Below are 26,329 nucleotides of genomic sequence, written 5' to 3'. Positions count from 1 at the left end.
GACGAAGGGGGAACTGCCTATCGGGTGGCCCGGAACGGTGGATATCCTCCCAACTCGTGTGTCGAAGTGCGATCGGCTTGATGCCCTCCGCCCAGTCGACTACCGATTGCATCCTGGATCGGGCGCACCGTCGAATCATGATCTCCGGTGCCATGCTCGCTGCCCTCATTCGCTGTCTCGCACTCATCGCGGTCGCGGCGGCACTGCTTCAGCTTCGAGCCATCTCGATCGCTCCGGACAACGCGGCCTCGGCGGCGATGTCGATCGTGCGCGGGCATCATTTCGACGTCGAAGCGCTGAAGGCGCAGGCGAACCGGCGTGACAAGGCCTCGCCCGCCTGCGCGCGGCGCCGGATGCGGCATTGGCTGATCGTCCGTTCCCAGCTGGCGAGTGCGCTCATGCAGCGCGCCGACCTCGACGCGATGGATGCGGCGATGGACGGACTCGATCTGCGCAGTCGGAACCTGCTGGCCTGCTATCCGCGCGACGGGCTCGCCTGGCTGACACTGGCCTGGGTCGAGCTCAATCGCACCGGCGTCAGCGAGGACACGTACCGGAAATTGCGCAATTCCTATGCATTCGCACCTCGGGAAGGATGGCTCGCCGCACAGCGCAACCGCCTCGTCCTCCAACGTTTCAGCCTTATGCCCCCGGATCTTCGCGACCGCGCCCTCGTCGAATTCGCCGATCTCGTGGAGGGGCGCTTCATCGACGAAACCGTGGCCACGTTCTTGTCGGTGAAGCCCGCTCTGCAGGCCGAACTCATCGGCCGGACGAAGGGCGTGTCGGTCCTGTGGCAGACGAAGTTCCAGCAGGCGTTGAAGCGGGTCGGCATCGAGGTCCGCATGCCGGGCATCCCCGAGAAGCCCGATCGACCCTGGCACTGAAGGAGCGGCAGGGAGATCCGGGAATCCGGGGACGCATCCTCGACACGGCCGGCCCAAGAGCCGACGTCACTCGGCGCGCGCATCGGCGACCGGCGCGCGCGCAGGCCCGAGAGCCATCCGCCGGGCCGACGCCGGGATGTCGAGCCAGAGATCCGGGTTTCCGGCCGCCTGGATCTTGCTCCAACGATAGTTTGTCTGCGTCCAGGGGCGGATATCCGGGTGCAGGTTGTCGAGGACGAGGTCTCCGGATGCCTGCCGGACGACGAGGACGAGGTGTCCGACGCCCTCCGGCGTCACGACCACGGCCAGGGACAGGGTCCCGATCGGCCAGCCGCGCGCGAGGAGTTCGTGCCTCTTCTGGAGGGCGTAGGTGTTGCAGTTACCCTGTCTGGCGGTCAGGGACCACGCGCCGGCCTCCGAAAGGCCGGCTCTGGGAGCGATGCGCCGATTCACAGCCTCGTTGACGACGGCGAGCTCCTTCAGCCGCGCCGCCGTGATTTCGAGCGGTTCGTCCCGTCCATCCGGGGCGCAGTCGCGCGGCGCCTTCTGGCAGAAGCGGAGATAGGCGAACGGAGCGAAGGCCGGCCCCCCGGCGAGGATCGGTCCCGATGGGCTGCGACGGTCGCTGGGACTGTCCGGCCGTTTCGAGTTGGCGGAGGCTTCACCGGTGTCGAGCACCGCGAAACTCGCGAGGACCAGAGCTGCCGACATCCCCTTCGCAAGGATCGACCGGGCCGAGCTGTCACACCGTACCAAGCTCGAACCTCCACCGATCGCGAAACGAAACGGGGAGTGAACGTCGATCCACACACCCCTCGAGTGGGTTCAGCGTAGGGCGGGACCGGTAAATTTTTTTCCGGCGTCGATGCGCGTGTCCGGGACCTCGGACCGACACGCAACATCCCGGCGCGGCGGCTCGAGGCTACCCTCCACCTTGGGTGGATCGCCGCTCAGTCGGCGGAGTCGGATGTGTCGGTTTCGGCCAGGATGAAGTCCACGCCCCGTGCCACGACCGCCGGATCGTAGGCGTGCGGGCCGTCGTACTCGACTGCCGTGACCGCGTAGCCGGCCTCCCGCAACTGGGCGACGTGGACTCGCGCGCTTCGGTCGATCGGGATCTGCTCGTCGCGGGTGCCGTGGGAGAGGTAGATGCGCGGCGCGCCCGATTGCAGGTGGACGGAGAGGAAACCGGCCGAAGATACGAGGAGGTGGGTGACCACGTGCCCGTTGGCGAGGCCGAGGGAGAGCGTGTAGCTGCCGCCGTCGGAATGGCCCGCGAAGACCAAATGCGTCGGATCGAGAAGGTAGCGGCTGCCGACTTCGGCCAGCGCCTCGTCGACACGCTCCCGGTCTGGGCCGTGGCCGCCGATCACCAGGTCCCAGGTCGGAAACAACGACTGGGGTGCGAGCAGCAGGAAGCCTCGCGCCCGGGCATGCGCCTCCAGCATCGGCAGGATCTTCTCCGCGCTGCCGCCTCCGCCATGGAAGAGTACCACGAGGGGTGTCGGCCGGCGCGGCTCGATCCCCTCCGGCACCACGAGGACCGCGTCACGCTGGGCGAACAGGCCGAGGGCGTGGCGGCCTGGGGACAGGGGTTCCTGCGTGGGCAGCCGGTGCGCGAAGGCGAGCCGGCCGGCCAGTCGGGGATCGATCATGCGGAAGCCTGCTTGTCGGGAATTTCCAAAGGGCGGCCGCCCATCAGTTGGCCTTGTCCGCTTCAAGCGGCTTGATCTTCAGCTGGTCGATCAGCCAGCGCCATCCGCCGTCGGCTTGGCGCCGTGCGGTCTCCACCGAAATCGTCCCGTTCGGCAAGCGTGCGAAGGTCATGGCGAGATCGCCGTTCCGGATCGCCGGAAGGGTCTCTGCGGCCGGGAAATCGGATTTGCGCGCCAGGAGGTCCGCATAGAACTGCCGGATCTCGACGTGCCCCGTGGCCACCACCTTGCCGGCGGCCAGCACCGCGTCACGCTCGTAGAGGGCAACCAACCCCTCCACATCGCCCGCGTTGGCGCGTTCGTTGAAGAGGCGGGCGAGGTCTTCCGGCTCGTGTGCGAGCGGCGGGTTGTGGCCGGACGCTTCAGGCATCGTCGTCATGGCAGATCCTTCCGTGAATGAAATGGGAGGTTCAGGTCAGCAGCGCGCCCGCGCCGTCGCGAACCGAGACCGCAATGGGAATACCGGCCTGCACACTCTCGGAGACGGTACAGAAGCGTTGGAACTGCTCCAGCACCCGGTCGATACGGGGCACGGCGTCGGCGGTCGCCCCGAGGCTGATGGCGATTGCGATGCCCGTGATGCGCAGGCGGTTCTCGGCATTGCGCGTGACCTCGCAATGCGCCTCGGCCCGGATGCCGCCGGCTTCCTGCTTGTACTTGCCGAGGGCGAAGACGAGACTGGCACACAGGCAGTTCGTCACCGCCGAGACGAGAAGCTGTTCGGGAAACGGGCCTTCGCCCTTGCCGATGGGAACGGCCTCGTCCACGACCAGATGAGGAAGGATCCCGCCAAAATCGATCGCGAACTTATAGCCTTCGATCTGCGTGATCGTGATGCTCGGGCCTGCACCCATTGCGCCCCTCCCCCTGCCGGTTCTCGTTATCCGCGCCGTGCCGGTCCGTTTCGAGAACGCCGTCACCCGAGCTCGGGCTCCCTTCGCCGGTTGACGATGGCAGCGCGAGTTGACACTCCAACGGCGTTGGCATACCAAATACCAACGACTGTGGCACCGAAAAAACGAAGTCCTCGCGATGCCTCCGAACAGGCTCCGGCCTGACGGACAAGGAGAGGAGTGTTCCATGCCGGCGGATGACCGTCATCCGATCCCAGATTCGAGCCCGCCCGGTCGGTGAACCGGGCAGCGGAGACGACATCCGCGACACGGACAGGGAGACTAAGGGTCAGCGCATGACGAGCTCGATCGATTTTTCCGCCCTCGTGGCGGCGGCCGGCGACGCCGTCGTGGTGTCGGACCCGAGCGGCGCCATCACAGTCTGGAATCCCGCCGCGACGCGGATCTTCGGCTACACGGCGGCGGAGGCGATCGGCCAGCCGCTCGACCTCATCACGCCGGAGCGGCAGCGCAAGCGCCACTGGGAGGGTTATGCCAAGACCATGCAGACGGGAGTGACCAAGTACGGCGCCGACGTCCTGCGGGTGCCGGCCATCCACAAGGACGGTCACACGCTCTCCATCGCCTTCACCGTCGGGCTGATCCACGGCCCCGACAACGCCGTTACGGGCATCGCCGCGATCATCCGCGACGAGACTCAGCGCTGGAACGACGAGCGCGACCTGCGCCGTCGCCTGGCGGACCTCGAATCCCGCGTCGCCTGAGGGCGGCACGCGACACGCCGTGGGACCCCCGCTCGACGGGAGCCCGGCCAACCCAGAACCCGGATCGACCGGGCACGTCTCGAACTTCGCTTTCGTCTAAGCCAGCAGGGAGAACGCCACGATGAGCAAGCCGCTCGAGGGTATCAAGATCATCGATTTCACCCACGTCCAGGCAGGCCCGGCCTGCACGCAACTCCTGGCCTGGTTCGGCGCTGACGTGATCAAGGTGGAGCGCCCTGGGTCCGGCGACGTGACGCGTACGCAGCTTCGCCATGTCGAGGACGCCGACGCCCTCTACTTCACCATGCTCAATTCGAATAAGCGCTCCTTGACGCTCGACACGAAGACCCCCGAGGGCAAGGAAGTTCTCGAGAATCTGATCAAGCAATCCGACGTCATGGTCGAGAACTTCGGCCCCGGCGCCCTGGACCGTATGGGGTTCTCCTGGTCGCGCATCCAGGAGCTCAACCCGGGCATGATCCTCGCCTCGGTGAAGGGCTTCTCGGACGGCCACCACTACGAGGACCTGAAGGTCTACGAGAACGTCGCACAGTGTGCCGGCGGCGCGGCCTCGACCACCGGCTTCTGGGACGGCCCGCCCACCGTCAGCGCCGCCGCACTCGGTGACTCGAACACCGGCATGCATCTCGCCATCGGCATTCTCACGGCGCTTCACCAGAAGAACAAGACCGGCAAGGGCCAGAAGGTCGCCGTCTCGATGCAGGATTCGGTTCTCAATCTCTGCCGCGTCAAGCTGCGCGATCAGCAGCGCCTCGATGCCCTCGGCTACCTCGAAGAGTACCCGCAGTATCCGCACGGCGAGTTCTCGGATGTGGTGCCGCGCGGCGGCAACGCGGGCGGCGGCGGCCAGCCGGGCTGGGTGCTGAAGTGCAAGGGCTGGGAGACCGACCCGAACGCCTACATCTACTTCACGATTCAGGGCCATGCCTGGGCGCCGATCTGCAAGGCGATCGGCAAGCCGGAATGGGAGAACGACCCGGCCTACAGCACCGCCCGTGCGCGCCAGGACAAGATCATGGACATCTTCGGCACGATCGAGGCTTGGCTCGCCGACAAGACCAAGTTCGAGGCCGTCGACATCCTGCGCAAGTTCGACATCCCGTGCTCGCCGGTGCTGTCGATGAAGGAGATCGCCAACGATCCGTCGCTGCGCGCCAGCGGCACCGTCGTCGAGGTGCCGCACCCGAAGCTCGGCTCGTACCTGACCGTCGGCAGCCCGATCAAGTTCTCCGACATGCAGGTCGAGGTGAAGGCCTCGCCGCTGCTCGGTGAGCACACCGACGAAGTTCTCCTGGACCTCGGCTACACCCAGCAGCAGATCGAGCAGTTGCACCAGGCCCGCGCCGTCTGAGACAGCCAGAGATCGCAGCCGTCCCTCGGGGCGGCTGCCGGACGAACCGACAGACGGCGCGCCGAGAGGTGCGCCGTCTGTTTTCGTCCGGGTGCAGGACCCCTTTGTATCCGTCGTCGCCGTTGATCCTCTGCCGAATGGCTGAGATCATCATGGACTGTGGTGTTCGGTCCTGAAGCCTGCGTCGCACTCGCCTGAGATCGTGGCGAATGATCAGCCGATGGGCTGGCGCGACCGGGAGCATGTAGCAGCGCCCGAACGCATTGTGCGTGACGACGGACGCTGTGATCGTGAGCCGACGGTTCTGCGTGGAGAGGCAGATCACGACGTCGAGGTGCCGATCACGCTCCGTGAGGATCAACATGTCCGCATCGGCGTGCTCCACAAGGAAGAAATCAAGCCTTTCTCCAACTCGCACCGAAGCCCGGGCGCGCCCGCGATATCCGCTGATCGGTCTCGTGCCGAAGCGCGAGGAGATCATGTCGCGCACGCGGATGCCGCTCGCACGACCGGTCGGTGTCCCTCGGGATGAGATTCCCTGCTTGGACCGGCGTCACCGCGACCGGTACGGTGATCGACTGGGCATCGTGGAAGTCCAGATCGGCTACCGGTTGAAAAAGACGGGCGTGGGGAACCGAGGCCAAGCCCCGAGTTTCCTTCGGTCACAACCCCGGCGCTATCCCGTATGGCTGCACCTCACGGAGGGTGCAATCGCGCAATTTCCCCCGCGCCGCAATCACCGGGCGTTTGGCCCGGATGTGCTCTGAAGGGGCATCCAAAGAGCGCCTTCCCTGTTCAGCCGTGCGGTTCCGTGTCCTGAAGCCTGCGGGAGATCGGGCCATCGACGGGGGAACGCGCCGCGGTGTCGACGTCTATCGCATCATGGGGGCCTGCCATCGCCTCTTCGGGCAGCCAGCCGCTGAAGGGCTCCAGGGCGTCCGATCCGGCCGGGCGGTACCAGCGCCAGACCTGGCGTGCGGCGCTCGGGGCGTACCAGCGTCCGGGCCGGCCCTCGGCCAGGATCGGTCCGAGGGTGAGGTGATTGAGCCAGATCCGCGCGACGGTCTGGGGCGCCGTGTGCATCGGGCGCCAGGGGGCGAGCGGTGGCATCGGGCATCTCCGGAGCGGAAGGCGGGGGGCGAAACGGCCGCGGGGGCCTGGACTGATCGTCCGGCCCCCGCGGGTATTCTTCGATCGGTTCGTTCAGACCGTTAGGCCGCGACGATGCGGGGGGCCGGCTTGGTCTCGTCGGAGACGGCGAGTGCCTGCGCCACCACCCGCTTGCGCCAGGGCTTCAGCACCGCGATGGCGAGGAGCGAAGCGAGGATGTTGGCGCCGGCGGCCACCAGGAACACGCCGTCCCAGCTGTTGGTCGCCTGTTGCAGGTAGTTCGCCACCGGAACGAGGAGCGCCGCGGTGCCCTTGGCGGTGTAGAGCAGGCCCGCATTGGTAGCGGCGAACTTGGTGCCGAAGGTGTCCGTGCAGGTCGAGGGGAAGAGGGAGTAGATCTCACCCCAGGCGAAGAACACGAACCCGGAGAGCAGCACGAACCACAGCGGGTCATGGCCCCACAGGTAGAGCATGTAGATGCCGAAGCCTTCCATCGCGAAGGCGACGAACATCGTGTTCTCGCGGCCGATCTTGTCCGAGACCCAGCCGAAGAACGGGCGGGTCAGGCCGTTGAGCACGCGGTCGATGGTCGCCGCGAAGGTGATCGCCACCATGGTGATGCCCATGATCGTGACCGGCACCTTGTCGACGCCGATATCGGCAGCGATGGGCTTCAGGTTGGCGGTGATCATCAGGCCACCGGCGCCCACGATGACGAACATGAAGTACATCAGCCAGAAGATCGGCTGCCGGGCTACCTCACCGGGGGTGTAGTTGCGCCGGGTCTGGATGACGTTCGTGTTGACGGCAGCCTCGGGAACCTGCCCCTTCTTCGGCGAGGTGAAGAAGAACGCCAGCGCGCAGACGACGAGGCCCTGACCGATACCGAAGTTGAAGAACGCGGCCTGGAAGCCGTGATCCGCGATCATCCACTGGATCGGTGCGACGGTGAGGGCCGAGCCGGCGCCGAAGCCGGCGGCGATGATGCCGGCAGCCAGCCCACGCTTGTCCGGGAACCATTTCAAGGCACTGCCGACACAAGTGCCGTAGACCGCGCCCGCACCGATGCCGGCGACGACCTGACCGAGATAGAACATGTTCAAGGAGGTGGCATAGGAGTTGATCACCCAGCCGATGCCGCACAGGAGGCCGCCGAACAGCACCACCACCCGCGGGCCGTACTTGTCGACGAACCAGCCCTCGATCGGAACGAGCCAGGTCTCGAACAGCACGAACAGCGTGAAGGCCCATTGGATCGCTGCGCGATCGAAACCGAACTTCTTCTGGATATCAGGGACGAAGAACGTCCAGCCGTATTGCAGGTTTGCGATCATCACCATGCAGATGACGCCGATGACGAGCTGTCCCCATCGATAACTGTCGGATACGCGCTCGGTTGTGGTTTCCGCCCTCGACATGGCTTTTCCTCCGGTAGACTCTTGCTGAAACGAGTACGCGATCGGCTCTGCGTCCGATGCTGCGCACGGGGGCCGTTGGCCGCCGGGCTTGTCGCCGGCTTGGTATGTGGAATACCAGCCTCTCTCGCGTCGAACCGATCGTCAAGAGTTGGTTTCCAAGAAATCGATCCCGCAATGCAGCGCAGCTGCCGGACGTCAGCACGCTTTCGAGAGCCGATAAGTCCGTCCTGCAGCTATTTAGGAAGTCACTCGGTGCGCTTGTGGCACCACGTCCCGATGAATGCGGGAGATCGGCGAGCCGCTGACACGACCTGCCGAGGGCTGGGATTTCGTCCGCTCGTCAATTGGCGGGCAGGAGGGTCGAGCGCGAATTCCAGCTTGTCTGCCATGAGTTTGACGAAGCCTCCGCATCGGGAAGGTGCGCGATAATGCCGATCGGTAGGGATCGCGCGATGCAGAAGATCGATGCGACGCGAACCGGTGTGACCGTTACTGAAACGTCCCCATCTCTGCTAACCATAGAATTCTTTGCTGCGACGCAGCATGGCGGCCCACAAAATATGTGCTTTGTCCGATTGGGGCGGCGTCGCTGGATCGCGCCGAATTAGGCGCACGAACGACAATCCAGCGCGTCTGTCTCGTGTTTCTGCAGGATATTTCAATACGCGCGTTGACAGCTGAAATTCTGTATACCAGGCTTCGACCATAAGACGTCACAAGTCCGAAGGATCGGCGCCATGAGCGCGAGCCAGAAGCCTGGCAGTCAAGCCTCTCGTGTGCGCTACATCCGTATGGACCGGTCCGTGCGCGAGGCGATGCGCCTCCTCTCGACACCGGAGGTGGATGCTTTGATCGTCGTGGACGGGGCTTGCGACGAGACCGGATCCTTTATCGGAATACTCACGGAGCGCGAGATCTTCCGCGCCATGTCCGATAGGGGGCTGGACACCCTCGACAGTTTGGTCTGGATGCTGACCACGCCGGAATGCGTCACTGCCGACGTTCGGACCCCTTCGGCGGATCGGCTGCAATTGTTTTGCGCGCACAAGACCAACCACATCGCGATCATGGACGGCCTCTGCCTGCATTCAATTCAGAGTATCTGGGATTGTGTTGCCGAGGCTCCACACGCATCGACTGCCTGATGGGGGGATTCGGCTGAGATCGGAACTCTCGTTGATCGGCGATGTTCGCGTTGAGACGTCCGGCGTTTGGCTCTCGCATTGCAAAGGAACTCCGCAGGTCTGCGGCGAAATCTTTTGCGATGCCCAAACCTTGACGCGGAATGCGATCGAACTCAGATTTTTAGTCTCGCTCGACGGTGAGTGGGGCAAAGCAAAGCTGGCTCGGGAGAGCTGGCGCCCATCATCGCTCGTGGCTTCGGCAAGGTGCCGTCATCTGCGGTGAGGGAGTTGAAGGAGTGATCCCCATGCGTTTCCTGGCAATCCTCGACTGCCCTGTGATCTTCAGCGGCGAGAATAGCTATGGGATGACGAGCATCGACATGTGCCCATCGACCGGGATAACGAGCGGACTGATCAGTCGGCACGTGAAGGTGGTCGACGGTCGCCTGATCGCGGTCTGCATTTGGGCCAGCGAGTTCTGCTGCCGCAAGTACTTCGATGCAGCTTGGTACGGTAAGGCCGCGGACCTTTGGGGCGATCAGTATCAACTGCGTCTCGAGGTGATCGAGGAACCCCAGGCCGCCTAAGCGCAAGCACCTGAGAGGCATCCGGGCGAGGCCTACAGGCGGTTCGGGTTCACGTGGACAGCGGAGTGCTTCGGCATGATCAGCCATGCCCTGGCCAATCCATTGCAGGTCTCCGATTCCGGCGGCCACGGACCGTGGAATCCCGGCATCGAATCGAGCTTGCCGCGCGCGATCCTTCCCCTGGCCACGGTCTTCCGGACCGAAAACGTCGAGACTGCTCTCGCGGACGCCTATGAGATGAGCGATGTCAGCGGCCTGCCGCTGACCCAGGTCGTCCGTTTCCGACCCGAGCGCCTGGTGGTCCACGAGGTTCTGATCCGCGTGATGGCGGATCTCTCCGTACCGATGGGACAGACCTACGGCGATCTCGGCGTGAATTTCCGCGCGATCGTCTCGACCATCCTCCGCGAAGGCATTGCGGATCATGGCCAGGAGATCTCCGCCCGGCATGCGGAGATCTGCTCCGCCGCCGCAGTGCTCTTGGACAGCGAGATCGCCGCGATGCTGGACGAGCCTCGGCCCGCAGCAGCGGAGCCGGCGTCCTGGCTACGCTTCTGGCCCCTGCGCAGCCGGAGGACGAACCCTCAGGGACAGGGGAGGTGGGACCCGGCGCGCCGAGCCGAGCACCATCTCGAAGCTTGGGAGGCTCGGGCTATAGCGACCGACGATTCCCTTTCCTCGGCGGCCTGCACAGCGCTTCGTTGCGTGATTGCGAGTCTCGTCGGCCGACGTGGTTTCCTGATCCGAGACAGGGGGCTCCTCGGAAGGCTCGCCGGCACCCTCGTGTCAAACGGCTATGGTAGCCGCGCCCTGGGCGAGATGATCGAGCCCTGGATCCACGAGATCGTGGCGCGCCACGGCTACGTCCGCCTGGCGGCGCAGCCAGCCCCGGTGATCCTCAACGTCAAGGGCTCCTCCGCGTCCGGCAAGAGCACGATCCGGCCCTACCAACGGGCACTGGTGGAGGCCTTGGGGCTCGATTGGTTGGACTTCGCACTGATCACGCCCGACGTCTGGCGCAAGTTTCTGCTCGACTACGACAGTCTCGGGCCAGCACGACGCTACGCCGGCCCGCTCACTGGCCACGAGGTCGAGATCGTCGACCGTAAGCTCGACGGCTACATGGCGCGCAAGGCGGATGCCGGCCGCATCTCCCACCTCCTCATCGACCGCTTCCGCTTCGACAGCTTCGCGGTCAATCCCGGCACCGAGATGGGGAGCCAACTCCTCACTCGCTTCGGGCACCAAGTCTACATGCAATTCATGATCACGCCGCCGGACGCCACGGTGGAGCGAGCCTGGAAGCGTGGCGAGCAGTTCGGCCGCTACAAGGCGGTGGAGGATCTGCTGGCGCACAACGTCGAGGCCTATACGGGCATGCCGCGTTTGTTCTTCACGTGGGTGCTGCGGCCCGACAAAGAGGTCCATTTCGAGTTTCTCGACAACAGCGTGCCGGAGGGCCAGCGGCCCCGCACGGTCGCGTTCGGAACGAACGGCGTCATGAACATCCTCGACGTTCAGGTCCTGCTCGACATCGACCGCTATCAGGCGATCAATATCCAGGCGCGCGATCCGGAGGCGGTCTATGTCGGCGTTCCTCCCCGGGAAACGCTCGGGGCGATGCGTTTCCTGCGGGATTGCCTGCGCCGGATGACCACCATCCGCTTCGCCGATCACGCCACCGGGCGCGTGCTAGCGCACCTCGAGAACGGGCGTCTCGCCCGCCTCGCGCCGATGCTCGCGGGTGCGGACCCGATCGTGCATCGGGTGCTGGCCGCCCTGTGCGTGCTCTCGTCGGCGGAGGCGACCGTGGACACCAGCGAGGCCCTCCGGGTCAGCGAGGCGTGCACCCTCGGTGCCTGGGGCGAGGATGCACCGCCCAAACGAACGAACTGACTGCGTTCACAATGGCGCGGCGGCGCCGAAAAATTTCGGCGGCCACCTGTGAATTTGCAATGCAACATGACAAAGCTGCACTGCAATATGTCGTCAGGAGGCCGTCCGTGCTCGTATCCATTCTCATAACGACCGCCGCTCTCATCGCCATGCAGGTCGTGCTGGTTATCAAGCTCGCGGACTGGCTGTCGCAGGAGAGCGGGTCCCTCAAGGGCCACAACGCGGTCGTCGCGGGGGCCGGCAACGGCCGCTTCGCCGGCATCGCCTGAGCCGTTTGAGCGGTCCGAGAACCGGTCGTCCCAAAAATAGCGCGGCGTCGAGGGATCGAGGCCGCGCGAGGTGGGAGAAGACATCGGGTCGAAGGACGGGATCACTCGGCGGCGATTTTCCGGACCGAGCCGATGGCGCCGGACTCCGCGATCTTGAGGCGCTCGGCTTCCGAGTAGCCGAGGACCTCGGAGAGGATTTCCTCGGTGTGCTCACCGAGGAGGGGCGACCGGGTGATCTCGGTCTCGCTCGCCGAGAGCCGGATGGGGTTGCCCACCGTGAGGTACTTGCCGCGTGTGGGGTGATCGACTTCCACCACGGTGCCGGACTTGCGCAGCGACTCGTCCTCCGCGATCTCCTTCATGGAGAGGATCGGGCCGCACGGCACGTGCAGGGCGTTGAGAATTTCCATTGCCTCGAACTTGGTCTTCGACATCGTCCAGGATTCGATGCGGGTGAAGATCTCGTTCAGGTGCGGCAGGCGAGCCTTCGGCGTGGCGTAGTCGGGATGGGTCGCCCAGGCCGGTTCCCCGATCACGTCGCAGATCTGCGGCCACACAGCTCCCTGCGTGATGAAGTAGATGTACGCGTTCGGGTCGGTCTCCCAGCCCTTGCACTTGAGGATACGGCCCGGCTGACCACCCCCGGAATCGTTGCCGGCGCGCGGCACTGAATCCCCGAACGGGATCCCCTCGCCGAACTGGCTATATTCCGGCAAGGGACCGCGCTCGAGTCGCTGCTGGTCGCGCAGCTTGACGCGGCACAGGTTGAGCACCCCGTCCTGCATCGCACAGTCGACGCGCTGGCCAAGGCCGGTCTGGGTCCGGTGATACAGGGCTGTGACGATGCCCAACGCCAGATGGAGGCCGGTGCCGGAATCGCCGATCTGGGCCCCCGTCACCATCGGGATGTCGGTGCGGAACCCCGTGGTCGAGGCGGCACCGCCGACGCATTGCGCCACGTTCTCGTAGACCTTGCAGTTCTCGTAGGCGCCGGGGCCGAATCCTTTCACCGAAGCGAGGATCATGCGCGGGTTGGCGACGTGGATCGCCTCCCACGTCAGACCCATCCGGGCGAGAGCGCCAGGGGCGAAGTTCTCGACCAGGACGTCGCACTCGCCGATCAGGCGCCACAACACCTCGATGCCCTTGGGGTTCTTGGTGTCGAGGGTGATCGAGCGCTTGTTGTGGTTCAGCATCGTGAAATACAGGCTGTCCACATCGGGGATGTCCTGCAACTGCTGGCGCGTGGCATCGCCCACGCCCGGCCTCTCGACCTTGATCACGTCTGCACCGAACCAGGCCAGCAGCTGCGTGCAGGTCGGGCCCGACTGGACGTGCGTGAAGTCGAGGATCTTGACGCCTTCGAGGGCTTTCATGGCACAGGCTCACCTATCCGGGAGACTTTAGCGCGGGCATTCGGCGAGACGACGGCCGGGGGGGATGCCCTCCCGCGGCGGCGTTGACGGCGCCGCCCTGGCTGGAGCGTGCGGAGCGTCCGCAGGAGAGGCCTCCCGCGCGCCGTGCCTCCGGAGACGAAGGCGATCTCCGGAGGTGCCGACGTCCGTCGGTTCAGGCGGTCTTCTTGCGGACCACGGTGCTCGTCGGGTTCAGGCTGCCGATGTTGCCGCTTTCGGTACCGGCGGCCGGGTCGATCACGGCGTTGATCAGGGTCGGCTTGCCCGAATCCATCGCCGCATTCACCGCCTGGGAGAGTTCGTCCGGCGTCGTGACGTGGACGCCGATGCCCCCGAAGGCCTCCATCATCTTGTCGTAGCGCGAGTCCTTCACGAACACCGTGGTGCCGGGATCGCGGCCGGTGGGATCGGTGTCGGTGCCGCGATAGATGCCGTTGTTGTTGAAGACCACGATGCAGACCGGCAAGTCGTACCGGCAGATCGTCTCGACCTCCATGCCGGAGAAGCCGAAAGCCGAGTCGCCCTCAACCGCGAGGACCGGCTTGCCGGTCTCGACGGCGGCCGCCACTGCGAAGCCCATGCCGATACCCATGATGCCCCAGGTGCCGACGTCCAGGCGCTTGCGCGGCTGGTACATGTCGATGATGCCGCGGGCCAGGTCGAGGGTGTTGGCGCCCTCGTTGACGAGGATCGCGTCGGGCCGCTCCTTGATGATGGTCCGGAGTGCACCCAGCGCCCCGTGAAAGTCCATCGGAGCCGAGTTCTTCTTCAGCTTCGAGGCCATCTTGGCGAGGTTCTCCTCCTTCTTGGCCTTGATCGCGTCGGTCCAGGCGGCGGGGGGGGCCTGCCAGTTCTGGCCCATGCCGTCGAGGAGGGCGGTGACGCAGGAGCCGATGTCGCCGACCACGGGGGCGACGATCTCGACGTTCGAGTCCATTTCCTTCGGCTCGATGTCGATCTGGATGAACTTCTTCGAGCCCGGGGCGCCCCAGGTCTTGCCCTTGCCGTGCGAGAGCAGCCAGTTCAGGCGCGCGCCGACCAGGAGGACGACGTCGGCCTCTTTCAGGACCAGGGAGCGGGCCGCGCCTGCCGATTGCGGATGGGTGTCGGGGAGGAGGCCCTTGGCCATGCTCATCGGCACGTATGGGATACCGCTGCGCTCGACGAGGTTGCGGACCTCCTCGTCGGCCTGGGCGTAGGCTGCACCCTTGCCGAGGACGATGAGCGGGCGTTTGGCGCCCTTGAGCACGTCGAGCGCGCGGGTGATGGCGCTCGGGGCCGGCAACTGCGCCGGGGCAGCGTCGATGACCTTGACGAGGGACTTGGCGCCGGCCTCGGCGTCCATGACCTGGCTGAACAGTTTGGCGGGCAGGTCGAGGTAGACACCGCCCGGACGGCCGGAGACGGCGGCGCGGATGGCACGCGCGACCGCGATGCCGATGTCGGCGGCGTGCAGCACGCGGAAGGCGGCCTTGCACAGGGGCTTGGCGATGGCGAGCTGGTCCATCTCCTCGTAGTCGCCCTGCTGCAGATCGACGATCTCGCGCTCGGAAGAGCCCGAGATCAGGATCATCGGGAAGCAATTGGTGGTGGCGTTGGCCAGCGCCGTGAGACCGTTGAGGAAGCCGGGCGCGGAGACGGTCAGGCAGATGCCGGGCTTCTTGGTGAGGAAGCCCGCGATCGCGGCGGCGTTGCCGGCATGCTGCTCGTGGCGAAAGGAGATCACGCGCATGCCCGCGGCCTGTGCGAGGCGGCCGAGGTCGGTGATCGGAATGCCGGGCACGCCGTAGATGTTGTGGATGCCGTTCAGCTTCAGCGCGTCGATGACGAGGTGGAAGCCGTCGATCTGCTCGCCCGCATGATCGGACGTGACACCGACGCCGGTGGCGACGTCGTGGACGGCCTGCGTGGATTCGGAGCCAGCGGTTCTATCCATGGTGTTTCCTCCAGTTTCGGCGCTTCTCATTGGATGGAGCGCCATTCTTGGTCGTTTTCGAGCGTATCGGGCTAAGTGAGACGGGGTCGCGTTCCGGAACGCCCCGAGCGTGCGCCGGGGCGTCGGCCTGTATTCCGGAAATCCTGCCGCCCGGTTCTGGTGAGCTCAGGTTTCCAGCCGGCTTTGGCCGGGAGATACCGTACGATAACAGTCTTCGCCGGATCGTTCACTCGGCGCCTGATGTGCGTTGCGAGATAATCCGGTCCGAGGATTGTGTTGGGTGCAGTGCTGCCAGTCCCGACTACCCGGTTGCCAGTTCAAGAATGGTGGCATACCAAATACCAAGTGTCAAACCGGATCCGGTCGGTGCGCGTGACCGCGGCGGAGATCCCGCCTTCCGAGCCGGAATGATGGCCGGAAGCGGGCGATGCGGCTGGTACAGTGGGAGAGGGACGGTCGGCCCGGCGTCACAGCTTAGTGAGTCGACGCAGCTATGTTGTTGTTGCAGGGGAGATGCTCAAATCTTGTCCCGGCTCAATCGCTCAGCTTTCCTTGTGTTCCGGGAGCGGGTTCGGCATGTTCCAGGCCAAATTAGCGGTGCGTCAGCGTCCTAGCGATCGTTCCAGGTGTAAGCATGGTTGAGTCCACGACTTTTCAGATCAAGCCGCTCGCTGCGACGTCGAGCCTGCGTGCACTCGCCTATGATGCGCTGAAAGAAGCCATCACCAATATGAACATCTACAGCCAGCGCGACGAGGTCAGACTCGACGAGCGGAAGCTGTCTCAGGATCTCGGCGTCAGCCGCACGCCCGTCCGCGAAGCCCTCACGGTGCTGGAGCAGGAGGGCTTCGTCCGGTTCGAGGCCCGCCGCGGCGTCTTCGTCATCAAGAAGTCGAAGAAGGAAATCGTCGCCATGATCCAGGCTTGGTCGGCCCTGGAGAGCATGGCCGCGCGGCTCGCCTGCGAGCATGCCACCGACGAACAACTCGGCTGCCTGCGGGTGCACTTCCCCGAGTTCTACGAGGGGCGTCCCACCGATCATATGGATGAGTACTCGGACGCCAATATCCGCTTCCACCAGAAGATCATCTCCCTGGGCGGCTGCGACGTGATCAAGGACATCACCAGCAACCTGCTCATGCATGTCCGCGGCATCCGCAACACCGCCCTGCGCCAGGGTGATCGGGCGGCGAACTCGATCAAGGAGCATGTCGAGATCATCCAGGCGCTCGAAGCGCGGGATGCGGAGCGCGCCGAGCGCCTGGTACGCGAGCACGGCCTCGGCCTTGCCCGCCACGTGGAGAAGTACGGAGACTATCTCGACTGAGTGCGTCTGGGCGGCGATCCCTCAGTAGGTCGGGACGAGCCGCTCCTCGGGCAGCGGCGCCTCCATGTGAAAGTGCAGGCCGCTCTCCGCATAGTCGATCGTCACGGCGGCATTGCACTGCTGGGCCAGAACGCGCTGCAGCAGGGTGGAGCCGAAACCCTTGCGCGTCGGAGGGGACACCACAGGCCCGCCCGATTCCGTCCAGTCGAGGGTCAGGCGGCGCCCGGTCTCGCCGGGGACGACGTTCCAGACGATGGAGATCCGGCCGCTTGGCGCGGATAGGGCCCCATGCTTGGCGGCATTCGTGGTCAGCTCGTGGAAAGCCATTCCGGTCGGAACGGCAAGGTCGGCCGCCAGCTCGATCACCGGTCCGTCGAGGTGGATGCGCTGACCCTGAGCGTCGTTGTAAGGGCTGAGCTCGTTCTCCAGCAATTCGTGCAGCGGCACGGTCTGCCAGTAATCCTCGGTGAGCAGAGTGTGCGTCTTGCCCAGGGAGACGATGCGGTTCGAGAAGGACTGATAGAAGGTCTCGACGTCATGGGTCGAGCGCGCGGTGGCGCCGAGAAGCCCCTGCACCGTCGCCAGCGTGTTCTTCACCCGGTGATGCAATTCGCGAATCAGCAGGGCCTGACGCTCGTGGGTCTTCTGGCGTTCGTCGAGATGGGCCGCCACCTCCCATTGCCGCCGTCGGGCTCGCAGGGCCGAGCGCACGGCATTGGCGAGCACCGCCGGATGGAACGGTCGCTCCAGCAGGGTAACGTTGCCGAGAAGTCCACTCAAGCGCTCGTCGGGCGAGGCGCCGCGATGGTTGAGCAGGATGAAGGGGAAGTCGGACCAGGGGGGCTGGCGCTCGGCCCATTCGGCGATCACCCGACGGTCGGAGTGTAGGAGCGCCTCCTCGGTGATCACCGCGCAGGCGGCCGCGTCGAGGTCCGTTACGAGGTCGGCCAAGCTGACCTTGATCCGCGAAGCGATGCCGACCTCCGCCAGGATCGCCGCGCCGACCCGCGCATCGCGACCGGCCGGCGCCAGGATCAGGGCGAAAGGCTCAGGCTGCGCCATGGGATCCGGATGGGCTGCCGGTGATCTGCGTGGTTGGCGGCCGATCGTCGAGGAGCTCGGCGCGGCTGCCCTCGAAGGTCGGCACGCCGGTGAGCACGCCACGGAAATCCTTCAGGACCGCCCCGACCCGTAATCCCCCGGAGTCGATCCGGAACTCACGGATCGTGTCCTCATGGGGGCCGGTTCGTTTCTTCAGAACCGAGAGGGCACGGCGCACATGGCCCTCTGCCTCGAAGAAGCGGAGCATCACCACCGTGTCGCTGACGTAGGTGAGGTCGACCGGGGCCTCCATCCGCCCCACCAAGCCGTGTTGAGCGAGCACCAAGATCGTCACCACGCCCTGCTGGTTCAGGTAGGTTGTCATCTCGTGCATCTGCAGCACCAGGTGCGGCTGTCCGGCCATGGCGCTCATGTAGCCTGTGAGGCTGTCGATGACGACGACGCGCGCCTGGTCGGACTCGACCGCATCACGGATGCGCCCGGCGAAGTCGCCTGCCGAGATTTCGGCCGGGTCCATCTGCTCGATCCTCAGGCGGCCGGACGCGATATGAGGGCCGATCGCGAAGCCGATCCCAGCAGCGCGCCGTTGCAGAATGCCGACGGTCTCGTCGAAGCTGATGATGAGCCCGTGTTCGCCCCGGTCGAGCGCAGCCATGAGGTAGCCGAGCGCAAGCGTGGACTTGCCGGCGCCCGATGGGCCGATCACGAGGCTCGTCGTCCCCCGATCGAGCCCGCCCCCGAGGACCGCGTCGAGTTCAGGCACACCGCAGGTGACGGTCTCAGCCTCGAACGTGGCATGATGGTCCGCCGCGACGAGACGGGGAAAGATGCGCACGCCGCCGTGCTTGAGCACGAAGTCGTGGTAGCCGCTCTCGTAGGGCGTGCCCCGCATCTTGATGACGTGGAGCCGTCGTCGCCCGGCCCCGTAAGTCGGCGTCACCTGCTCCAGCCGCAGCACCGCGTGGCTGATCGAGTGCAGGTTGAGGTCGTCGGCCTCGGAGCTGAGGTCGTCGAGCATCAGCACGGTGGCGTCGTTGAGCAGGAAGTAGCTCTTGAGCGCCAGCACCTGTCGCCGGTAGCGCAGGGAGCCCTGCGACAGCAGGCGAATCTCGGACAGGCTGTCGAACACCACTCGGACCGGATTCACGCGCTCGATCTCGGCCAGCGCCATCCGGACCGTCTCGCCAAGTTCGAGGTCGGAGGAGTGGATGAGGCTCTGCTGCTGCTCGGAATCCAGGCTGAGTTCGGGCGGGACCAACTCGTATATCTCGATGCCGTCCAGGGACCAGCCATGGCGCTCGGCGACGGACAGGAGTTCGCGACGGCTCTCCGAGAGAGTGATGTACAGGCCGCGTTCGCCCCGCTTCAGGCCGTCGAGGAGGAATTGCAGCCCGAGGGTGGTCTTGCCGCTGCCCGGCCGCCCCTCGATGAGGTGGGCACGCTGGGCCGCGTAGCCGCCGTGAAGGATTTCGTCGAGGCCCGGAACTCCGGTCGGGATCGGCGCGGCGTCGCCGGCGACGGGGGTCTGCATGGATGATTCCGCAACGTATCGAACGAGTCCCACCATAGGTGCCAGACCCCTCGACGTCGCCGCTATTTATGCCACACCGCCCGCGCGATGCGAGCCGGCCGTCCGGCGTAGTACGCGACGAGCTGCGACCTGGCCGACCGCATCGTCGGACCTTCGGTCCTATCTCGGCGAAGGTTGCCCTTTGCAGAACGGCGAGGGCGCCGTATCAGGGCCAGCCCTTGCAGCGCGGCCGCGACGTCCAGCGCGCCTAACGCCTGTCCTTTCGAGCTGCCGGAGTGCGGAGCACCGATGCGCGAACCGAACGCGGTGGATTTCTGGCGGGGTCTCGCCCTCGTCACGATCTTCGTGAACCACATCCCCGGCAACACATTCGAGCGCTACACCTATTCCCAGTACGGCATCTCGGATGCGGCCGAACTGTTCGTGTTCCTGGCCGGCTGGTCGATCGGGATCGCCACGCGCAACCGTGACGGCAGCCCCGAGCCGCGCCTGAAGACCGTGCTGCGACTGATGTCGCGCACCATCGAGGTGTACCGCGCCCAGATCACCACGATGGCACTCGCCCTCGGTATGATCGCCGGCACAGCCCTGGTTCTCGACAACCCGCTGCTGCTCGAATGGCACAATGCCGGTGGGTTCTTCGCCGATCCGATCCAGACCATGGTCGGATTCGTGCTGCTGACGCACCAGCTCGGTTTCTTCAACATCCTGCCGCTCTACGTCGTGCTCCTCGGAATCGCGCCGGTCTTCGTGCTGATCGGGCGGTTCAGCCGCCTCGCCGCGCTGCTCCTGTCCTTCTCCCTCTACGCAGCGAGCCTCGTCTTCGAGTGGAACCTGCCTTCCTGGCCGGGGGAGGGGGACTGGTTCTTCGATCCCTTCTGCTGGCAGCTCCTTCTCGTCCTCGGCTTCACCATGCAGGACTTCAGCCGGACTTCGTCCTGGCTGAAGCGCTGGTCGCGCCGCCTCGTCCCCCTTGGCGTGGTGATCGTGCTCACCGGTATCGTCCTGTCGGTCCTCGAGTTGCGGCCCGATCCCGTTCTCGTGCCGGATCCGCGCCTCGTCTTCACGTTCGACAAGACCTACCTGTCGCCGGCGCGCGTCATCCACTTCCTCGGCGTGCTCCTCGCCTTTCAGACCCTCTACGCGTTCCTCGCACCGCGCCTGGGCTGGATCACCACCTTCCTGGCTAGCCTCGGACGCAATTCGCTGGCGGTCTTTTCCATCGGCTCACTGCTCAGCCTGGCCGCGCAGCTTGTGCGCTTCTGGACCGGCGGCGGTGTCGTTGTGGACGTTTTCGTCGTAGGGTTCGGCCTGTTCGCACTGGGTTTCACCGCATGGTTCGTCGAATGGCGCTCCCGCAAGCCGCGGCTCTCCTCACCCTGAGCCTCGCTCTCCTCTGCCATGTCGGCGGGGGAGGAGCCTGCGCGCAGGAGCCGGCGGCACACCAGGATCCTGCCAAGGCGGGGTCTCCCCCGCCGACCGTCGTCTCCCCCCCCAGCGTGGCGGTGGCCGGCCAGGGTGCGGATGCGGAGGCCGTCGACGTGACCCTGTCGCCCGAATGCCGGGTGCCCGGATCGAAGCTCTACACGCTGGCGCGTCTCGGCGCGGTCAAGGCCGCACTCAAGGAGAAGCGTCCGGTCCGCGTCCTGGCCATCGGCGCCTCGACGATGGGGCTCGGCTCCTCCGCCACCTACCCGGTGAAGCTCGAGACGGCTCTGGAGCGGTCCTTGCCGGACGTCGACGTGGTCGTGGAGAGCCGGGGGCTGCAGGGCGAGATCGCATCCGGCGCCGGCGAGCGGCTGCGCAGCATGGTGGCCGAACTGGAGCCCGACCTCGTCATCTGGCAGGTCGGCTCCCACGACGCCCTCGCACGCGTCGATCTCGACGCCTTCGGCACGGCCCTCGACGAGACCGTCCAGTGGATCAAGGGACACGAGATCGACGTCGTGCTCGTGAGCCCGGTCTACACCGCAAGTCTCGCTTCGGACGATTACTACACGAGCCTCGTGCGCAAGGTGCAGGAGGTCGCCTTGCGGGAGGGCGTGCCGCTGGTACAGCGCTACGAGGCCATGCGCTATCTCGCCCACCGCAACGACAAGGGCGAGGGGCACCTGCTCGGCAGCCAGTTCCGCCTGAACGATCTCGGGCTGCGCTGCATGGCCGAGCACGTCACCCGAGCCATCACGCTGTCGCTTCTCCAGCCCGACCCGGCCTCGACGGGCAGTGCCGGCCGTCCGGCACTGACCCTGGCACCGCCGAAGGATTCGGCCGGGGCCAAGACTCTGCCGGCACCCGCCGGGCCATGAGCGCGAAGTCTTAACCGATCGGCTTAACCGCGCCGCAACGGCGCGGGGACTATACCCGCCCGGATCGGGCGGGGGCCATTCGGTGAGTACAGCGACGGACAGGATCGGAGCCGCCGGGCGGTGGAGCGGCCTGATGCGGCTGCGCACCGGCGCGGCCGGAGCGGCGGTCCACGTCTTCGCGATCCGCATCGGCGCGGCTGGCTTCGCCTATGTCGGGCAGGTCCTGATGGCGCGCCTCATGGGCGGCACCGAGTACGGAATCTTCGCCGCGATCTGGGTCTGGATCGCGATCCTCGGGCATTCGGCGACCCTCGGCCTGTCGCAGGGCGCCTGCCGCTTCATGCCGGCCGATCAGGCTCGTGGCGACCTCGCCGCCGTCCGCGCCTACCTCGTCGGCGGGGCGATCGTAACCTTGGCGAGCGCCATCGTCGTCGCCCTCGGCGGCCTCGCCCTGATCTGGGTCGAAGGGTCCCTGCTGGAGGGTCCCTATGCCGCTCCGCTCCTGATCGCGGCGCTCGTCCTGCCGCTCTTCGCCCTTCAGGATTATTGCGAGGGCGTCGCCCGCGGCCAGAACTGGGCCGTCCTCGCCATCGCGCCGCCCTACCTCCTGCGCCAGGGCCTGATCATGCTCGCGATGCTCGCAGCGGTAGGTTTCGGCGCTCCGGCGGAAGCCCGCATCGCGGTTCTCTGCACCCTCGCGGCGACGGGCGTCGCCGTGGCGGTCCAGGCGGCCCTGCTGCTCAGGAGCCTGCGCGCAGTTCTGCCGGCCGGGCCGCGCTGCTATGCCTGGCGGCGCTGGTTTCGGGCCTGCCTGCCGATCGCCGCCAGCGATCTCGCCAGTGCCGCTTCCAGCTTCATCGACGTCGTCGTACTGAGCCTGCTCGTCCCACCGGCCACGGTCGGGCTCTACTTCGCCGCGACCCGCATCCAGCAATTCGTTGTCTTCGTGCATTTCGCCGCCACCGCCGCCACCGCACAGCGCTTCGCCGCGGCCCATGCCGCCGGCGACCGGGTACGCCTCGCCGATCTCGTCACCCTGCAGGCGCGCCTGACGCTGGTCGCCACCGCCCTCATCGGGATCGGAGTGATCGCGGCCGCGCCCCTCCTGCTCGGCCTGTTCGGGCCGGAGTTCAGGGACAGCCTGCCCATCCTCGCCGTCCTCGTCGCCGGCAGCATCGCCGCCAGCGCCTTCGGTCCGGGCGAGGACCTGCTCAACATGCTCGGCGGCGAGCGCCTGGCCGCCGGTATCGCCCTGGGAATGCTCGTCCTCGCCGGAGGGCTCTGCTTCGCATTGGTCCCGGCGCTCGGTGTGATCGGGGCGGCGCTGGCGATGGCGATGGCCACCGTCGTGCGCGCCGTCGCCATGGCCTGGGCGGCCCATGCCGTCCACGGCCTGGTCACTCCGGTCCGGATCGGCCTTTTCGGACAGCCGGGCCGATGAGCGCCGTCCACGCTCGCTGGATTGCGGCGCCGGCCTACACGCACGCGATCACCACGCTGGCAGCCCTCGGACGCGAAGCGGCGGCCTGGGACGACCTCTCGGCCCGCTCGGGTGACGCGCATCCGTTCTTCAGCCGGCACGTGATGCAAGCCCATCTGGCGAGTGGTCTTGCACCGCCGAATCTGCGGGTGGTCGTCGTGCGCGGGCCGGATCGTTTGGAAGCGTTGCTGCCGTTCCGAAGGTCCTACGATATTTGCGGCCTCGGTCGGCCCGTGGCGCTGCCGTTCGTCTCGCCCTTCGTCACCGCGACCGCGCCCCTGACCGCCGCAGGTCCCGATCGGCCCGCGATCCTGGCCGCCCTGGTCGAGGGCCTCGCCGCTGCGTCGGGCGGACGTGCCTGGCGCTGGCCGCTCCTCTCTGGCGAGACGCCGCTGGGCCGCGACCTGGTTTCTGCGATGGATGCGGCCGGCTGGGACCTCGGCGAGGTGGCGCGGTTCGAGCGCCCGGTCCTGGAGCGGCGCGCCGATCACGGCGCTTTCCTCGCCGGGCACCCGCATCCCTCACGGCTCAAGGACCTGCGCCGCCGGCAGCGCCGCCTCGCCGAGAGCGGCGCCGTGAGCCTGGAGACCGCGAAGCGGGGCCCTGCCCTGGCACGGGCCGTGGAGGATTTCCTCGGTGTCGAGGCCGCGGGCTGGAAGGGCGCGGCGGGCAGCGCGATGGCCTGCCGACCGGCGCATGCGGCCTTCGCCCGGGCGCTGTTCCGGACGGAGGGCGGTCCAGTCGGCATCCGGGCCGACACTCTGATGCGGGACGGCACGGCCCTGGCCGTCAGTCTGGCGCTGGTGGCGAATGGGACCGCCTATCTCCTGAAGACCGCCTATGACGAGACCGCACGCGCCTTCGCGCCGGGTCTCGTTCTGGAGGCTGAGATCGTGCGGGCGCTGCACGCGGAGGGCTTCGCCGACCGGCTCGATTCCGCCACCCTGGCGGGGTCCGCCCTGGAGAGCCTGTATCGGGAACGCGATCCGATCGCGGAGATCATCGCGGTGCCCGAGGGCGTGCGCGGTCTGGTCAGCCTGGAGCGGCGCCTCCGGCTCGCCCGCTTCGAGGAGAGGGCGCGGGGCGAGGCGCGGCGCCTGCTGCGGCGCTGAAGGCGTTCCCGGCGCGGGGTTGTGACGTGCTCCCCAGTCCGTGCTACTGCGCCGCCTCGGCATGCCAGACAGGACTTTCCATGCGCCGTCCCCTCTATGCCCTCACCGGAGCCTTGATCCTCGCCATGACTGCATCCGCATCCGCCGAGACCATCACCACCCCCTCGGGCCTCCAGTATCGTGACGAGGTCGTGGGCACCGGCCCCGAGCCGAAGGCCGGGCAGAAGGTCAGCGTCCACTACACCGGCTGGCTCGACGAGGGCGGCAAGCCCGGCAAGAAGTTCGATTCCTCGCGGGATCGCGGCACCCCGTTCAGCTTCACCCTCGGTGCCGGCCAGGTGATCGCCGGTTGGGATACGGGCGTGGCGACGATGAAGGTCGGCGGCAAGCGTACCCTGATCATCCCGCCGGACCAGGGTTACGGCCCGCGGGGCGCCGGCGGCGTGATCCCGCCCAACGCCACCCTGATCTTCGACGTCGAGCTCCTCGGCGCGCGCTGACATACCACGCCGGTCGCGTCGAGGTCGCGCGACCGGCGCCCCTCCCGCGCGTCACGCTCCGGCAGGCGGCGCGGAACCGGTGGCGGACGGCCGATGGATCAGGCCGACCTCGCCGGACGGGCGGGCGACGAAGGTGATTCCGGCTGCCTCCAGGGCCTGCCGGATGGCGGCCCGGGTCCGTGGCCGCAGGGCGGCACCCCCGCTCTCCTCGAATCGCTTGATGCTCGAGCCGGAGACCTCGGCGGCGGCGGCGAGGTCCGGGATCGACCAGTCCAGCATCGCCCGGGCGCTTCGGATCAGTGCGCCGGAGACTTCTGTCAGGGCGAGATCGTCGGGCTGGGTCATCACGCTGGCGGTGTTCGTCATGTCGATGACGAGGCCGATCCATTCCCGCACCGACCGGTCGGGGTTGCGGACCGGGACGGCCCGGCTGCTGACCCAGCGGTAGTTTCCGTCGGCCCGGCGCAGGCGGTAATTGGCCTCGTAGGATTCGCTGCGGCCGAAGGCCGTCGCCCAGGTCTGGGCGGCGCGCTGACGATCGTCGGGATGGATCGCCGAGACCCAGCCGCCGGCATGCCACTCCTCCGCGGTCTGGCCCGTCAGGGCGCACCAGCTCGGCGAGGGTCGGCGCACCCCGTCCGGGCTCATCAGCCAGACGACCGCGGCGATCGCCTGGACCAGACCCTCGTAGCGGGCCTGGTTGCGCTGGACCGCCTGCGTGGTCTCGTGGCGTCCGGTGACGTCGAGGAGGATGCCGTCGGCCCGCACCGGGCAGGCATCGGGTCCCAGGACCACGTTCCCCTTGAACTCCACCCACCGGACCGTGCGGTCGAGGCGAACGATGCGGAAGCCGCGATCGACGGGAATGCCGGTCCGCAGCGCGGCCGCGATCTCCTCGAAGACCTCGCCGTCCTCCGGGTGGACGAGCGCGCGCAGCGCATCCAGGCGGGTGGTCTGCGGGGACAGGCCCGTCAGGCGCGCGACGCCGTCCGAGATCGTGAAGGCGCCCGACCGGACGTCGAAGGACCAGAGCCCGATCTGCGCCAGTTCCTCCAACAGCCGAAGGCGCTGGGTGTGCGAGGCCTGAACGGGCTCGCGCGAGTCCTCCCGCGACAGCGACAGTCCGGACCGGACGATGCGCGCGGAAAGCGAGGGATCATCTCTCATGACAGGCTGTGGGCATGCATGACCTACTCATACTTTAGTCCAATGGGACCGGATGTCGATGCTTGTCCAGGTGCAGGCAAGATGAACGCATAAACTTCATCGAAAATGTTGCGCTATGTTTATTGTCCTAGGGCCGGCGGGCCATGCTTAGGCATCGACACGGCCCGACGATCATCGACGAGGTCTCATGTCTTCGTGCGACCGGTCTCCCGATGCCGCTTCGACCTCAGGTATTCGGGCATTCCGGGGCTCGGGATGGAAGTCTCGACGGGATCTCGATCCGGTTGGGTCGGCGCGCAAGACAAGCGCCCGTCGAGGATGCTTTCAGCGTGGTTCTTCGATCGCGATACGAACGACTGGCCGGTCGCACGAAGACTTCGCGGCAACTCGATTTCCCGGTGTCTGGTGTTTTGCGCCGGCGATCCAACGCGCGAGAAGGAATGCGGTCCTGGTCCGAGAGCGGGGCGCCACGAGCGGGTCTATGACAGGTGAAGGTT

24 protein-coding genes and 1 pseudogene are annotated in these 26,329 nt (G+C 66.6%); 13 read left to right on the top strand and 12 right to left on the bottom strand.

The annotated features are described in order from the left end of the window. Positions 1 to 152: 152 nt before the first annotated feature. A complete protein-coding gene (locus tag ACLBWX_RS00855; RefSeq protein WP_447675204.1) occupies positions 153 to 887 on the top strand; it encodes a hypothetical protein in 735 nt (244 codons plus the stop codon). Between the two features lie 66 nt (positions 888 to 953). Here ACLBWX_RS00855 and ACLBWX_RS00850 read toward each other — a convergent pair whose 3' ends face one another. The 4 genes from ACLBWX_RS00850 to ACLBWX_RS00835 form a co-directional block, all read right to left on the bottom strand. Beyond that, complete coding sequence (locus ACLBWX_RS00850) at positions 954 to 1,598, bottom strand: transglutaminase-like cysteine peptidase (protein ID WP_447675203.1); 645 nt, start codon at positions 1,596 to 1,598, stop codon at positions 954 to 956. Positions 1,599 to 1,837: 239 nt separating this feature from the next. Next, entirely contained in the window at positions 1,838 to 2,542 is a 705-nt protein-coding gene (locus tag ACLBWX_RS00845; protein WP_447675202.1) for an alpha/beta hydrolase, read from the bottom strand. A 43-nt stretch (positions 2,543 to 2,585) separates the two neighbouring features. Then, complete coding sequence (locus ACLBWX_RS00840; protein WP_447675201.1) at positions 2,586 to 2,981, bottom strand: YybH family protein; 396 nt, start codon at positions 2,979 to 2,981, stop codon at positions 2,586 to 2,588. 31 nt (positions 2,982 to 3,012) lie between these two features. Beyond that, the gene (locus tag ACLBWX_RS00835; RefSeq protein WP_447675429.1) at positions 3,013 to 3,456 is read right to left on the bottom strand and encodes an OsmC family protein; all 444 of its coding nucleotides are present in this window, start codon (positions 3,454 to 3,456) and stop codon (positions 3,013 to 3,015) included. Between the two features lie 335 nt (positions 3,457 to 3,791). Here ACLBWX_RS00835 and ACLBWX_RS00830 point away from each other — a divergent pair, with 335 nt between their 5' ends. Continuing rightward, positions 3,792 to 4,220, top strand: a complete 429-nt coding sequence (locus tag ACLBWX_RS00830) for a PAS domain-containing protein (RefSeq protein WP_447675200.1) — start codon at positions 3,792 to 3,794, stop codon at positions 4,218 to 4,220. A 121-nt stretch (positions 4,221 to 4,341) separates the two neighbouring features. After that, positions 4,342 to 5,592: a formyl-CoA transferase gene (gene frc, locus ACLBWX_RS00825; RefSeq protein ID WP_447675199.1), complete on the top strand. Its 1,251-nt coding sequence runs from the start codon at positions 4,342 to 4,344 to the stop codon at positions 5,590 to 5,592. A 265-nt stretch (positions 5,593 to 5,857) separates the two neighbouring features. Here frc (ACLBWX_RS00825) and ACLBWX_RS00820 read toward each other — a convergent pair. The 3 genes and pseudogenes from ACLBWX_RS00820 to oxlT form a co-directional block, all read right to left on the bottom strand. Continuing rightward, positions 5,858 to 6,073 (bottom strand): annotated as a pseudogene (locus ACLBWX_RS00820) (DUF2867 domain-containing protein); the annotation flags it as partial. A 314-nt stretch (positions 6,074 to 6,387) separates the two neighbouring features. Next, the gene (locus ACLBWX_RS00815) at positions 6,388 to 6,702 is read right to left on the bottom strand and encodes a hypothetical protein (RefSeq protein ID WP_447675198.1); all 315 of its coding nucleotides are present in this window, start codon (positions 6,700 to 6,702) and stop codon (positions 6,388 to 6,390) included. Between the two features lie 101 nt (positions 6,703 to 6,803). Then, positions 6,804 to 8,120, bottom strand: coding sequence for an oxalate/formate MFS antiporter (oxlT, locus tag ACLBWX_RS00810; protein ID WP_447675197.1), 1,317 nt, complete (start codon positions 8,118 to 8,120; stop codon positions 6,804 to 6,806). A 737-nt stretch (positions 8,121 to 8,857) separates the two neighbouring features. Here oxlT and ACLBWX_RS00805 point away from each other — a divergent pair. The 4 genes from ACLBWX_RS00805 (at position 8,858) to ACLBWX_RS00790 (ending at position 11,996) form a co-directional block, all read left to right on the top strand. Beyond that, positions 8,858 to 9,265: a CBS domain-containing protein gene (locus tag ACLBWX_RS00805; protein ID WP_447675196.1), complete on the top strand. Its 408-nt coding sequence runs from the start codon at positions 8,858 to 8,860 to the stop codon at positions 9,263 to 9,265. 284 nt (positions 9,266 to 9,549) lie between these two features. Then, positions 9,550 to 9,831: a hypothetical protein gene (locus ACLBWX_RS00800; protein ID WP_447675195.1), complete on the top strand. Its 282-nt coding sequence runs from the start codon at positions 9,550 to 9,552 to the stop codon at positions 9,829 to 9,831. 75 nt (positions 9,832 to 9,906) lie between these two features. Then, complete coding sequence (locus ACLBWX_RS00795; protein ID WP_447675194.1) at positions 9,907 to 11,727, top strand: hypothetical protein; 1,821 nt, start codon at positions 9,907 to 9,909, stop codon at positions 11,725 to 11,727. Between the two features lie 107 nt (positions 11,728 to 11,834). After that, the gene (locus tag ACLBWX_RS00790; protein ID WP_447675193.1) at positions 11,835 to 11,996 is read left to right on the top strand and encodes a hypothetical protein; all 162 of its coding nucleotides are present in this window, start codon (positions 11,835 to 11,837) and stop codon (positions 11,994 to 11,996) included. A 101-nt stretch (positions 11,997 to 12,097) separates the two neighbouring features. On the opposite strand, the gene frc (ACLBWX_RS00785) is transcribed toward ACLBWX_RS00790, so the two are convergent. Together frc (ACLBWX_RS00785) and oxc are read right to left on the bottom strand one after the other, a co-directional pair. After that, positions 12,098 to 13,372: a formyl-CoA transferase gene (gene frc / locus ACLBWX_RS00785; RefSeq protein WP_056477477.1), complete on the bottom strand. Its 1,275-nt coding sequence runs from the start codon at positions 13,370 to 13,372 to the stop codon at positions 12,098 to 12,100. 193 nt (positions 13,373 to 13,565) lie between these two features. Then, positions 13,566 to 15,347, bottom strand: a complete 1,782-nt coding sequence (oxc, locus tag ACLBWX_RS00780; protein ID WP_447675192.1) for an oxalyl-CoA decarboxylase — start codon at positions 15,345 to 15,347, stop codon at positions 13,566 to 13,568. A 634-nt stretch (positions 15,348 to 15,981) separates the two neighbouring features. Between oxc and ACLBWX_RS00775 the strand changes: the two genes are divergently transcribed. Beyond that, positions 15,982 to 16,674 carry a GntR family transcriptional regulator gene (locus tag ACLBWX_RS00775; RefSeq protein ID WP_056477473.1) on the top strand — a complete coding sequence of 231 codons (693 nt, stop codon included), beginning with the start codon at positions 15,982 to 15,984 and terminating at the stop codon, positions 16,672 to 16,674. Positions 16,675 to 16,695: 21 nt separating this feature from the next. On the opposite strand, the gene ACLBWX_RS00770 is transcribed toward ACLBWX_RS00775, so the two are convergent. Continuing rightward, entirely contained in the window at positions 16,696 to 17,736 is a 1,041-nt protein-coding gene (locus ACLBWX_RS00770) for a sensor histidine kinase (protein ID WP_447675191.1), read from the bottom strand. Beyond that, positions 17,723 to 19,267: an ATPase domain-containing protein gene (locus ACLBWX_RS00765; protein ID WP_447675190.1), complete on the bottom strand. Its 1,545-nt coding sequence runs from the start codon at positions 19,265 to 19,267 to the stop codon at positions 17,723 to 17,725. The genes ACLBWX_RS00770 and ACLBWX_RS00765 overlap by 14 nt, the downstream gene beginning before the upstream one ends. Before the next feature lie 288 nt (positions 19,268 to 19,555). Between ACLBWX_RS00765 and ACLBWX_RS00760 the strand changes: the two genes are divergently transcribed. The 5 genes from ACLBWX_RS00760 (at position 19,556) to ACLBWX_RS00740 (ending at position 24,665) form a co-directional block, all read left to right on the top strand. Continuing rightward, a complete protein-coding gene (locus tag ACLBWX_RS00760) occupies positions 19,556 to 20,650 on the top strand; it encodes an OpgC family protein (protein WP_447675189.1) in 1,095 nt (364 codons plus the stop codon). Continuing rightward, complete coding sequence (locus tag ACLBWX_RS00755) at positions 20,614 to 21,573, top strand: SGNH/GDSL hydrolase family protein (protein ID WP_447675188.1); 960 nt, start codon at positions 20,614 to 20,616, stop codon at positions 21,571 to 21,573. Before ACLBWX_RS00760 ends, ACLBWX_RS00755 begins: the two co-directional genes overlap by 37 nt. 133 nt (positions 21,574 to 21,706) lie before the next feature. Further along, entirely contained in the window at positions 21,707 to 23,014 is a 1,308-nt protein-coding gene (locus ACLBWX_RS00750; protein WP_447675187.1) for a lipopolysaccharide biosynthesis protein, read from the top strand. Further along, positions 23,011 to 24,165 carry a GNAT family N-acetyltransferase gene (locus tag ACLBWX_RS00745; protein WP_447675186.1) on the top strand — a complete coding sequence of 385 codons (1,155 nt, stop codon included), beginning with the start codon at positions 23,011 to 23,013 and terminating at the stop codon, positions 24,163 to 24,165. Before ACLBWX_RS00750 ends, ACLBWX_RS00745 begins: the two co-directional genes overlap by 4 nt. Positions 24,166 to 24,245: 80 nt before the next feature. Then, positions 24,246 to 24,665: an FKBP-type peptidyl-prolyl cis-trans isomerase gene (locus tag ACLBWX_RS00740; protein ID WP_447675185.1), complete on the top strand. Its 420-nt coding sequence runs from the start codon at positions 24,246 to 24,248 to the stop codon at positions 24,663 to 24,665. A 51-nt stretch (positions 24,666 to 24,716) separates the two neighbouring features. On the opposite strand, the gene ACLBWX_RS00735 is transcribed toward ACLBWX_RS00740, so the two are convergent. Further along, positions 24,717 to 25,832 carry a PAS domain-containing protein gene (locus ACLBWX_RS00735; protein ID WP_447675184.1) on the bottom strand — a complete coding sequence of 372 codons (1,116 nt, stop codon included), beginning with the start codon at positions 25,830 to 25,832 and terminating at the stop codon, positions 24,717 to 24,719. Positions 25,833 to 26,329: the final 497 nt, after the last annotated feature.

The sequence above is a fragment of the Methylobacterium sp. M6A4_1b genome (assembly GCF_053345175.1).
Note: the sequence above shows the minus strand (reverse complement) of the source record. Positions and strands in the feature narration are given on the sequence as shown.